Origin of the sequence: Flavobacterium sp. 22659 (assembly GCF_052044235.1) — a bacterium.
GTDB lineage: Bacteria > Bacteroidota > Bacteroidia > Flavobacteriales > Flavobacteriaceae > Flavobacterium > Flavobacterium johnsoniae.
Genome location: NZ_JBQEMU010000026.1, coordinates 83,646 through 94,948 on the forward strand (window position 1 = coordinate 83,646; position 11,303 = coordinate 94,948).

General features: G+C 34.8%; 10 protein-coding genes. 6 read left to right on the forward strand and 4 right to left on the reverse strand.

From position 1 onward, the window contains the following. Positions 1 to 24 precede the first annotated feature (24 nt). Positions 25 to 780 carry a lysophospholipid acyltransferase family protein gene (locus ACTJIW_RS21090; protein WP_121362746.1) on the forward strand — a complete coding sequence of 252 codons (756 nt, stop codon included), beginning with the start codon at positions 25 to 27 and terminating at the stop codon, positions 778 to 780. Between the two features lie 548 nt (positions 781 to 1,328). Here ACTJIW_RS21090 and recA read toward each other — a convergent pair. From recA to ACTJIW_RS21110, 4 genes are all read right to left on the reverse strand, one after another. Then, entirely contained in the window at positions 1,329 to 2,336 is a 1,008-nt protein-coding gene (gene recA, locus ACTJIW_RS21095; RefSeq protein ID WP_012023074.1) for a recombinase RecA, read from the reverse strand. A 146-nt stretch (positions 2,337 to 2,482) separates the two neighbouring features. After that, entirely contained in the window at positions 2,483 to 2,992 is a 510-nt protein-coding gene (locus tag ACTJIW_RS21100) for an acyl-CoA thioesterase (protein WP_012023073.1), read from the reverse strand. A 36-nt stretch (positions 2,993 to 3,028) separates the two neighbouring features. Next, complete coding sequence (locus ACTJIW_RS21105; RefSeq protein WP_012023072.1) at positions 3,029 to 3,412, reverse strand: hypothetical protein; 384 nt, start codon at positions 3,410 to 3,412, stop codon at positions 3,029 to 3,031. Between the two features lie 7 nt (positions 3,413 to 3,419). After that, on the reverse strand, positions 3,420 to 4,568 hold the full coding sequence (locus ACTJIW_RS21110) for a DNA polymerase III subunit (protein ID WP_274251873.1): 1,149 nt from the start codon (positions 4,566 to 4,568) through the stop codon (positions 3,420 to 3,422). A 436-nt stretch (positions 4,569 to 5,004) separates the two neighbouring features. Here ACTJIW_RS21110 and ACTJIW_RS21115 point away from each other — a divergent pair, with 436 nt between their 5' ends. The 5 genes from ACTJIW_RS21115 to ACTJIW_RS21135 all read left to right on the forward strand — a co-directional run. Next, a complete protein-coding gene (locus tag ACTJIW_RS21115; protein WP_012023070.1) occupies positions 5,005 to 5,457 on the forward strand; it encodes a hypothetical protein in 453 nt (150 codons plus the stop codon). A 187-nt stretch (positions 5,458 to 5,644) separates the two neighbouring features. Further along, positions 5,645 to 6,937 (forward strand): hypothetical protein, encoded by a 1,293-nt coding sequence (locus ACTJIW_RS21120; protein ID WP_274251872.1) that lies wholly within the window; start codon positions 5,645 to 5,647, stop codon positions 6,935 to 6,937. A gap of 98 nt (positions 6,938 to 7,035) precedes the next feature. Then, a complete protein-coding gene (locus ACTJIW_RS21125; RefSeq protein WP_440716458.1) occupies positions 7,036 to 7,449 on the forward strand; it encodes a hypothetical protein in 414 nt (137 codons plus the stop codon). Further along, positions 7,446 to 8,915, forward strand: a complete 1,470-nt coding sequence (gene sprC, locus ACTJIW_RS21130; RefSeq protein ID WP_440716459.1) for a gliding motility protein SprC — start codon at positions 7,446 to 7,448, stop codon at positions 8,913 to 8,915. Before ACTJIW_RS21125 ends, sprC begins: the two co-directional genes overlap by 4 nt. Continuing rightward, a partial coding sequence (locus ACTJIW_RS21135; RefSeq protein ID WP_440718479.1) for a PorP/SprF family type IX secretion system membrane protein occupies positions 8,915 to 11,303 on the forward strand: 2,389 nt, incomplete at its 3' end. The genes sprC and ACTJIW_RS21135, both read left to right, overlap by 1 nt.

The window sequence follows — 11,303 nt, forward strand, 5'->3', positions numbered from 1 at the left end:
TTCGGTTTTCTTACATTTGAAACCATGAAAATATTGAAAATTGCTTTTTGGATTATCTGGCGCGTTTGGTTTTACGTTTTAATGGCGGTTCCAATACTTATTATGCTGCCGTTACTGCTTATTTCTATCATCTCTGAGAGAGGATATCCATATTTCTTTAAAATGGCCCGCATTTGGGCTAAATTCATTCTGTACGGAATGGGTTTTTATTATAAAGTAAAACGCGAACAAAAACTGATCAAGGGAAAAAGCTACATGATCGTTGCCAATCATACATCAATGACTGATATTATGCTGATGCTGGCGATTATTAAAAATCCGTTTGTTTTTGTTGGAAAAAAAGAACTTGTAAAGATTCCGTTGTTTGGATTTTTCTATAAAAGAACCTGTATTTTGGTTGACAGAAATTCATCAAAAAGTAAAAATGAGGTTTTTAAAAGGGCTCAAAGCCGTTTAAATCAAGGTTTAAGTATTTGTATTTTTCCTGAAGGCGGCGTTCCGGATGATGAATCGATTTTGCTGGATGAGTTTAAAGATGGTGCTTTCAGACTTGCCATAGACCATCAAATTCCAATTGTGCCTATTGTATTTCCTGATAATAAAGACCGTTTTCCTTATAGGTTTTTAAGCGGCAGTCTTGGAAAAATGCGCAGCAAAATTCTGCCTTTCGTAGAGACAAGCGGACTTACATCTGATAACAGAAAAGAGCTTAGAGATACAGTCAGAGAAATGATTTATAAAGGTTTACTCGAATTTAAAAAGAAAGATTTAAAAGAGTAATTTAAAATACAAACCCGGCAAAATATAAAAAATTGCCGGGTTTTCTTTTGAATAAAAACCCCCGTTTATAATTCAAAAAGTTTATCGGTGTATTATTTTTTCTGAGATGAATCGTAATACTTTTTTAAATTTTAATTTGGTTTTTCTGCGGTTTTTATTCAACAACACTTCTATTCTCTCTTTCATGATTAAGTATTTATAGGGTTGATAATAAAGAGTTTATTAAACTCAAGTTAATGTCACATATTACTAAGAGCGTCAAAAATGAAAAAGGTTGCGTCGAAAGAAGAAAATTCTTTAAAATAATTAGTAAAAAATCCGTTAGTTCTTGGATACTAACGGATTTTTACTGAATCAACCAACCAAATTTATTCTAAAAAAACGACGAATTGGTATTTATGGCCCATACCAAAAACAAATCGTATGTCTGTTTAATAGATGAGTTTGTTTTAAAAAGGTTGCGTTGATTTCTAATTTTATTTTCAAAATAAAAAACCCGGACTTTTATAAGTCCGGGTTTTTATATGTAAAGTATTAATTTTAAAAGATTAAGCGTTTGCTAATTCTTTCATATGAGCTTTTATTTTTTCTTCTAATTCGTCAGCTAATTCTGGATTATCTTTAATTAGAGCTTTTACAGCATCACGTCCTTGACCTAATTTTGTATCGCCATAGCTAAACCAAGATCCTGCTTTTTTAACGATATCAAATTCAACCGCTAAGTCAAGAATTTCACCGGTTTTAGAAACTCCTTCTCCGTACATAATGTCGAACTCGGCTGTTTTAAAAGGCGGTGCCACTTTGTTTTTAACGATTTTTACTTTAGTTCTGTTACCAATTACGTTTTCACCGTCTTTAATTTGAGCAGAACGACGAATATCTAAACGTACAGAAGCGTAGAATTTCAATGCATTACCTCCGGTTGTTGTTTCAGGATTCCCAAACATAACACCAATTTTTTCACGCAGCTGGTTAATAAAGAAAACAGTACAATTTGTTTTACTGATAGTTCCAGTAAGTTTTCTTAATGCTTGAGACATTAAACGTGCATGAAGACCCATTTTAGAATCTCCCATTTCACCTTCAATCTCGCTTTTTGGTGTCAATGCAGCTACAGAGTCAATTACAACAATGTCTATAGCTCCAGAACGAATTAGGTTTTCGGCAATTTCTAAAGCTTGCTCACCATTGTCTGGCTGTGATATAATTAAGTTCTCGATATCAACATTTAATTTTTCAGCATAGTTTCTGTCAAATGCATGCTCAGCATCAATAAATGCTGCAATTCCACCCGCTTTTTGTGCTTCGGCAATAGCATGTAATGTCAATGTTGTTTTACCAGATGATTCCGGCCCGTATATTTCAATAATTCTTCCTTTTGGATATCCATTTACCCCAAGGGCTAAATCAACACCAAGTGAGCCAGAAGAAATCGTTTCTACCTCCACAATGGCTCTGTCGCCCATTTTCATTACGGTTCCTTTTCCGTAGGTTTTGTCAAGTTTATCAAGCGTTAATTGTAACGCTTTTAATTTGGCTTCTTTGTCTGAACTCATCTTTTCTTAATTATCTAAAATTGTTATTTTTCTTTCCAGTTAAAATCCAAAAAAATTGCTTCTTTTAAATTTTAAAGGTCAGGCTTATAATTTGTAAAATTACTTCTTTTTTTGAAGTTTGATTGTTCCAAATTGTCACAATTTAACTATAAAAATAAAGCCTTTAATTCTGTTGCATCAGAAGGTTTTATTTTTCCGGCAAGCAGTAAACTCAACTGTTTACGTCGCAGAGCTGCGTCAAAACGCTGTATTTCAATTTCTGTTTCCGGTACAATTGGCGGTACTTCGACAGGTCTTCCGGTATCATCTACAGCTACGAAAGTGTAAATTGCTTCGTTTGCTTTTGTTCTGTTTCCAGATTCGCGGTCTTCTACCCAAACGTCTATAAAAACTTCCATAGAACTTTTGAAGGATCTTGAAACTTTTGCTTCGACAGTAACTACGCTTCCAAGTGAAATGGCCCTGTTAAAAGCCACGTGATTTACAGATGCCGTAACTACAATTCGGCGGGAATGTCTGCGTGCGGCAATACTTGCTGCACGATCCATTCGGGCTAATAATTCGCCTCCGAAAAGATTGTTTAAAGGATTAGTCTCGCTCGGTAAAACTAAATCAGTTAATATAGTTAGGGACTCTGAAGGATGTTTTGGATTCATTTTTTTAATGTGAAAATTTAAAATAATTGCGGTTGATTAATTCAACCAGTTTACTACCATTACGGCAGGAATGAAATATATAACTATGGTTCTCGCACCATCGTAATCTTTGGCTAATCGCTGTCCGAAAAGCATCATTAGCAAACAGATACATGAAAAAATTCCGGCATAAAAACCATACTCACGACCACTGTTTGTTAGTAATTGTATGGCGCCGACAACACTTAAAATTCCGGAAATTAATTCTAAAATTAATAAATGAAGTAAAGCAAGTGGAACCTGATTTTTTAATGGCGTTTTGGCAAAATGTTCTTTAAGCCAGGCTACATTATCTTTCCAGTAAAAAATCTTTTCGTAGCCTGATTGTAAAAATGTTAAGGCTAAAAATGCCAGTGATAAAATTGAGGCAACATTATTCATTTGAGGACTATTTTTTATGAATTAAACGAGTCAGTTTTATAGATAAATCGGTTAGGATTATTTTTGCATTTCCGTTTCTTTCAATGTGATACATGGCATCTGAAAGTTCTTTGAAAATTTCGTGAATGTTATTCCCGTTTACAAAAGGAGCAAAATTTTCGAGTTTAAATTTGTCGACTTTTGGTTCTATGTAAACTAAACTTGGCGTTTGATAATTCAGTAAAAGAGCCTGTCTGAACATTTCGATACAGAACTGAATAAACTTTTTCTGGCTTTCACGTCCAAGTCCGGCAATTTCTTCGCTCCATGAAATTAAATCCTGAATTGCAGCTGCATTTCCTTTTGCTCTAAAAGCAGCGCGGACCCAATTAACAAACCACTGTTCAAAAGGATATTCAGTATCATCTTCTTTTAACAAATGCATTGCTTTATTGAAATTTCCCTGTGCCTGATGAGCGATTTTTTTAGCGAAATTAGAATCAATATTTTCTCTGGCAACCAATGCTTCGGCAATAACTTTTTCCGGAAGTCCGTTAAAGTGAATTACCTGACAGCGAGAACGTATGGTTTGTATAATGTCTTCTTCATTTTCAGAAATCAGAATAAAAATGGTTTTATCTGATGGTTCTTCAAGAAGCTTTAAAAGTTTATTTGAAGCTGCAATATTCATTTTATCTGCCATCCAGATAATCATGATTTTATAACCGCCTTCATAAGACTTTAGCGAAAGCGATTTTAAAACTTCCTGCGCATCTTCAACTCTGATTTCACCCTGCTTGTTTTGAACGCCCAGAATTTTATACCAGTCAAATAAACCGCCGTAAGGCATTTCCTGAATAAATGTTCGCCAATCCTGAATAAAGTCTAAACTTTTTGGTTTGGTTTTTACATCTTCGGTAGTAACTGTTGGGTAAATAAAATGCAGATCGGGATGCGAAAGGTTTTGAAACTTTAAATTGCAAGAATCGTTTCCGTTTTCATTTTCGTTTCCGGTATTATTGCATAAAATATACTGCGCATAGGCAATTGCAGTAGAAAGTGTACCGCTTCCTTCGGGTCCAATGAATAATTGTGCATGCGGAATTCGTCCGGAAGATGCACTTTTTATTAAGTGGCTTTTGATATAATCCTGACCTAAAATTTGAGAAAATTGCATGAAGCAAAGATAGAAGAAAATGATGTAGTCAAAAATTTTAGATTAAAAGATTATCGGCTGGATTTGATTTATGAGATTATGATTGATTTTTGCTAAAAATTTTGCTGTATGTTAACCAGCTTTTGTTAATAAATTGCTTCACACGAGCAGATATCAAGACTTTTTTGTTAATATTTTTTTGCTTAAAACGACAATCGTACGTTTTTTTTAGCTATTTATTAGTTCAAAGTGCTGTTATTTTATAGGGAATATCTTATGCTTTGCTTTTTAACAATTTTAACAAAAAGCCCGTTAAAACGCACATTTTCTCGACATAAGACTGGTTTTTAAGGTTTTTTTAAGGTTTTTTTTTGAAAAAAAAAATCAATAAAGTTGCAATTTAAGTTAATTTCTATATTTTTGTTTGCATCAACAACCAATTATATAATAAGAATTTATGAAAGGGAAAATTATTTTATTTAGTGCATTTTTAATCATGACAACTGCAGCTGTTTCGGCTCAGGCAAAGAATGCTCCAAGAAGTATTATTAGTACAACAGCTCTTATTCGTAAATACCATGATCAAAAAGAATTGAGTGGTATGCAAAAAGGAGAACTTTTGGAATTGTACATCGAACGAATTAAAGTATTAGTAAAAACTCTCCCTTACATTGCTTTGGTTACTAAACCAGGTGTTACGATGGCAGACTTAGGTATTCCAGACGATAATGAACACAAAAAAGTTTTAGATGCTCAGGCAGTTGGTACTTCAACTTTCTTAGATACTACAGTTGAGTTTCAAAGAAAAATGATGCCTTACTCTGATAAAGGAAACCTTATTGCAGCAATCTTATTTTACGAAAACACATTAAAATCTTTACACGAGTTCAATGAATTGAACGAAATGTAATTAAAAAATATTTTTTAAAACCTTTTTCGGATTGTTTACGTAGATGCATAAAATTTCTGCGTTATTTCGAGAAAGAAATCATCATCAACTCGTTCTCGTTGTATTCTGAAATTTTATTAGAAAACACGAGGGGAGTTTTTGTATTTACGCATACCCAAATTTATTATTAACCTAATACACATTGATCATGAAAAAAATTACTCAAATGATCTGCGTTCTTTTGACTGTAGCGAGTATGAATGCTCAACAAGAAAAAGGAATTATGGGCTACACAAACTGGTTAAACAACTGGACAGAATTTAAGCCTAACAAAGTAGAGTATGGAGAAGCAAATCAAATTTTAGCAGGAAACATTTCTGTTAATACAAAGTTGCTTAAGAGAAACATCTACGTACTTCAAGGTAATGTTTATGTTACTAACAATGCAGTTTTAACAATTGAACCAGGAACATTAATTATTGGTGATTTCGAAACTAAAGGAACATTGGTAGTTACAAAAGGTGCACAACTTGTTGCTGATGGTTTAGAAACAGATCCAATCGTATTTACTTCAAACCGCAGCCAGAAAAAAGCTGGAGACTGGGGTGGAATTGTTATTCTTGGAGATGCTCCAATTAACAAATTTGGAAATGTAGGTTCTTACAACATGGATCTTGACCCAACTTTAACTACTTATGGTGGTGACAATGTTGCTTCAAACTCTGGAATTTTAAGATTCGTTAGAATCGAATTCGCTGGTAAAAAAGTAAAAGGTGTTGATACTTTCAACGGTTTGACTTTGGCTGGTGTTGGAAACAAAACTGTCCTTGAAAACATTATGGTGAGCTACGCTGGTGGTGACTCATTTGGTTTCTTAGGAGGAGACGTTAATGCTACAAAATTTGTTTCTTATAAATCAATCAATGACGATTACAAATTCTCTCAGGGAGTTCAATGTCGTTTCTACAATTCATTAGCTGTTAGATCTTCTTATTTCTCTAGTACAAAAGACGGTTCTCGTTGTATGGAAGTAAAATCTTATGAGAAAAAGAGCGAAACAGACTTTACTAAAAAACAAACTTTAGTTGTTGCTACTAACATTACAATGCTTAATGACAGTGAAAATATCAATGCTGATATTCAGGCAGGATTGGTAAAAGAGGCTGTATACGTAGCTGAAAATGCTTCTCTTGAAATGAAAAGAAGTGTGATCTCTGGATTTAATCCTGCAGTATTATTAGACAGCAAAACTGAAATCAATGATGCTAACCTTAAAAAAATCAAATTTGAGGAAATGTATTTCAACTTATGTAAAGGAAACATCTTTACTGAATACAATTCTAACAATGAAGATTTAGAGAGCTGGTATGGAAACAGTGTTTTCTTTAATGTTTACTCACAAAGTGACAACAAAGAAACATTCATTGATATGTTCAACCCTAAAAAGCCAGACTACAGATTACAGTTAGGAAAAATTACAGCTTCAAGCGGCAATAGATAAATAAATTTCGATTTTTATTTCGCGTAAATTTTATTAATAAAGTCCCCAGACACAATTTATGTATCGTCTTGTACGGACCAAATAAAGATCAAAACATAATGGCTCTATCTACAAAAAAATATTTATATATATTCTTTTTGGTTTCTCCTATTTCGTTAAGTCTGTATGCACAAAGTTTGACAACAGAAAAACCTACAGTTTCTGTTGGTTTTGACTGCAAATCAGCTGCGGTAATCGAGGCAAATCAAAACAATGACTCAGCTGTTTTAAATAACAGTAAAATAGATAATTCCAATCAGTTTATAGTAGGGTTGTCCACCCCCAAGGACAACCTTACTATGGCGACTGAAACGAATAATCAGTTCACAGAATGTAATGAAAATTCATTGCTTAGTTCTACGTCAATTCTTGCAAAAGACATTATTGAGAACTACAAATATGACTTTTCAGAAACATTCATTGATATCTTGTTTTTTGAGCGTATAGACTTAGCAAGAAAACGTACTATATGATTCAAAAAACTACTTTATCTTTTTTTAAAGTTTTCATTTTATTTAGTATAATCATTTTTACTAAATCAAATTCTTATGCCCAAACTATTGTTCCACAACAGTTGGGCTATCCTAGGATTTGCGCTGGACTTATTGTCGATGGCAAACCCTTTAATGAATACAATGCAACCTTTAGTTATGTAGATTTTCCTGCAGGTACATCTTTTGAGGTAGAACTCTCAGATGATGCAGGAAATTTTACAACACCAATCGCTACTACAAAGATTTCTGTAACAGAGAACGCAGCTTTACAGCAGCAGACTATAAAATTTGGAGTTCCAACTAATTTAAAAGGTTCAGATACATACAGTCTTCGTATAAAGAGTAATACTTCTAGTCCTGTTTACAGTATCAAATTTAGAAATTCACAAAACGTAACTAATTTTCCTGTATACTATAGAACATTTGTTGAATCATTTTATATTAATAATAGAAATGAGACAGCATCTTACTGTGCAGGAGGAAGCTTCACATTATCAATTGATAATCCTACACCTGGCGATCAGAATTCATCTCCTGTAAACTATCCAAATTTAAAATACAAATGGTTTAAAGATGATGTTTTAATTGTCGGACAAAGTGGTACAACACTGGTAGCAAGTTCGCAGGGTGTATATTATGTACAAATTGATTACGGAGGATGTTTAGATGAAAACTTCAGTTCTAATCGTGTTACCGTAAGTCCTTCTAACGGAGGCTCAGCAGTTACAATTACTTCTAGTTTAGGAAACCCATTTTGTTCAGATGGTACAGGAACCATTTTAACAGCAACTTCTGGAAATAGTTATCTTTGGAAAAAAGATGGAGCAACGATAGCGGGTGCAGTTAACCGTACTTATTCTACAAACGAATCAGGCGTGTATACTGTAGAAGTCGATTTTGGAGGATGTAAAGCTACAGGTAGTATTAATTTAAGCAGCAATGGTTTTGAATCGAGCATAGATGTTGCAGAAACTACTTCAATTAACGAAGGAGAAACTTTAAATGTTACTGTAACTACAGATGCAGCTAATCCGAATTTTCAATGGTTTTTAAACGGGAATGCAATTTCTGGAGCAAATGCAAATTCTTATTTGATAGCCGTACCAGGTAATTACAAAGTAACAATTTCTCAGATTTCAGGATGTGTATCATCAAAAGAATTTAATTTTAAAGTAACCGGACCATCAAAACCATCTTCGGTTATTCAAAATATTATAAAATTAAGCGGTTTAAACCCTTATTGGAATATTCCTGATGAATATAAAAATGCAAACACCAATGTAATAATTCTCAGTTCAAATGGAGAAAAGGTTCTCGATGTAGTTAACTATCAAGGCGACTGGCCTCAAACAGCAATAGATTTTAAAAATGTAAATCCAGTATATTACTATGTCATTAAATCCGACACAGGTGAAAAAAAAGGATCAATAACCGTGATTAAATAATGAAGAAAATATTACTATTCATAACTTTATTCTGCGGTTTTTCATGTTTACTCTATTCTCAGGAAAAAAATGAGAATGGAGTTGTTTCGTTTTCAATGCCTATTAGAAATTCATTAAAGTTCAATAGATATTTAATTAACCCGACTTTTAGTTTTGTACGTGAATCAAACCCTTATGCAAGCTTTTATAATAAAAGACAATGGGTGCAGTTTGAAAATGCTCCGCAGACGTATTTAGCAAATTATTCAGGAAGATTTAGAGAAAATGAAGCATTTGCAGTTGGTTTATTTCAACAGAATTATGGTTTAATGACCGTTTTTGGCGGTGTTGTCAATTTTGCACATAACATCGTTTTACAAGAAGACAGTAACTTGACTTTTGGTTTAAACGTTGGAGCTTACAAAAGCGGACTTGATAAAGGAAAAATTGTAACAGACGATATAGATATTTTAAATGGAGATTATCCATCAAATACGCTGCTTACTGTTAATCCTGGTATTAATTACGGAACGACATTTCTTGATTTTGGATTATCGGTTAACAATTTAATCCTTTACAATTTTGGGTCAGGAATGGTAAAAGAAGATCCGGAAAGAGCGATTCAATTACACGCCATGTATACAGGTTATATTGATACTTATGGCTTTTTTGACAGAAGTAAATTTTCTGGAATAATTAGAACAGAACTTAAAAAAGATAAAACGGTTATTTCAGGGCTTGCTATGCTGGCTCTTAAACAAGGAGTCTGGGCACAGGCAGGTTACAATACTCTATACGGAGTTTCAGCAGGTTTAGGTATTAATATTTCTCCTAGCATTGCTATCGAATACAATTATGAAAGAGGAATGGGCAATTTTACAAATATGGGAGGTTCTCATGAATTTGCAATTGCTTACAGATTTAAAAACAGAAATTACTATTACGGAGACGACGATGAAGGTTCTATAATCGATCCGTCAAGACCAAAACCGGTGCCAGCAAAACCAAAATCAGCAGCAACGCAGGTTAATAGAGCTGATATCGCTGAAAAGAACAGACTTGCGGCAGAAGCAAAAGCAAAAGCCGATGCAGAAGCAAAACAAGTAAGACTTGCAGCCGCAGAAAAAGCCAAAGCAGATGCTGAGGCCGCTGCGAAAGCAAAACTAGAAGCAGACAATAAAGCTAAAGCAGATGCCGAAGCTCTTAAAATAAAATTAGCGGCAGATGCAAAAGCAAAAGCCGATGCAGCGGCAGCAGCACGTGCCAATGTTGTTGCTGAACAAAAAGCAAAAGCACAATTAGCTGCAGATAAAGCTAAAGCAGACGCTGAAACAAGAAGATTAAAATTAGCGGCAGACAATAAAGCTAAAGCTGATGCGGCTGCAGCAGCTAAAGCAAAAGCAGCAACAACAACGCCAGTTGCAGCAACACAGAAAACACAGGCACAATTGGCAGCAGACAAAGCCAAAGCTGATGCTGAAGCAAGAAGATTAAAATTAGAAGCAGAAGCTAAAGCCAAGGCTGATGCAGAAGCAGAAGCAAAAGCGAAAGCAGCTGTTGCAACACCAGCAGCGCCTCAGCAGACACCTGCACAATTAGCAGCTGATAAAGCTAAGGCCGATGCAGAAGCAAGAAGAATAAAATTAGAAGCAGAAGCAAAAGCAAAAGCTGATGCAGATGCAGCAAAAGTAAAAGCAGTTACAACGACATCTGTTCAACAAAGAACACAAGCACAATTAGCTGCAGAAAAAGCAAAAGCTGATGCAGAAGCAGCAACAAAAGCAAGACTTGCAGCGGCAGAGAAAACAAGAGCCGATGCAGAAGCAGCAAGACAAGCTCGTTTAGCTGCAGCAGAAAAAGCTAAGGCCGATGCAGAAGCTGCAAGAGCTAAATTAGTTGCTGATGCAAAAGCCAAAGCAGATGCAGCAGAAGCCAAACGTAAAGCAGATGCAAAAGCCAAAGCAGAGGCGGCTGACATGGAATCAATTCTTGCGGCAGACGCAAAAGCAAAAGCTGATTCAGATGCATTACAAGCAAGATTAGCGGCTGATGCAAAAGCCAAAACAGCTGCAGAAGCTAAAACTAAAGCTTCAATTGATGCAGCAAACAAAGCAAAATTGGCAGCAGATGCTAAGGCAAAAGCTGCAGAAGAGGCTGCTCTAAAAGAAAAATTAGCAGCAGAAGCGAAAGCAAAAGCGGATGCAGAAGCAAGACAAGCAATTATTGCAGCTGAAGCAAAAGCCAAAGCTGATGCAGAAGCATTGAAAATAAAACAAGCAGAAGAAGCAAAAGCCAAAGCGGCAGCAGAGGCTCAGGCTAAATTAGATGCTGAAGCAAAAGCCAAGGCAGACGCTGAAGCTTTACAAGCAAAATTAGCAGCCGATGCAAAAGCTAAGGCAGATGCAGAAG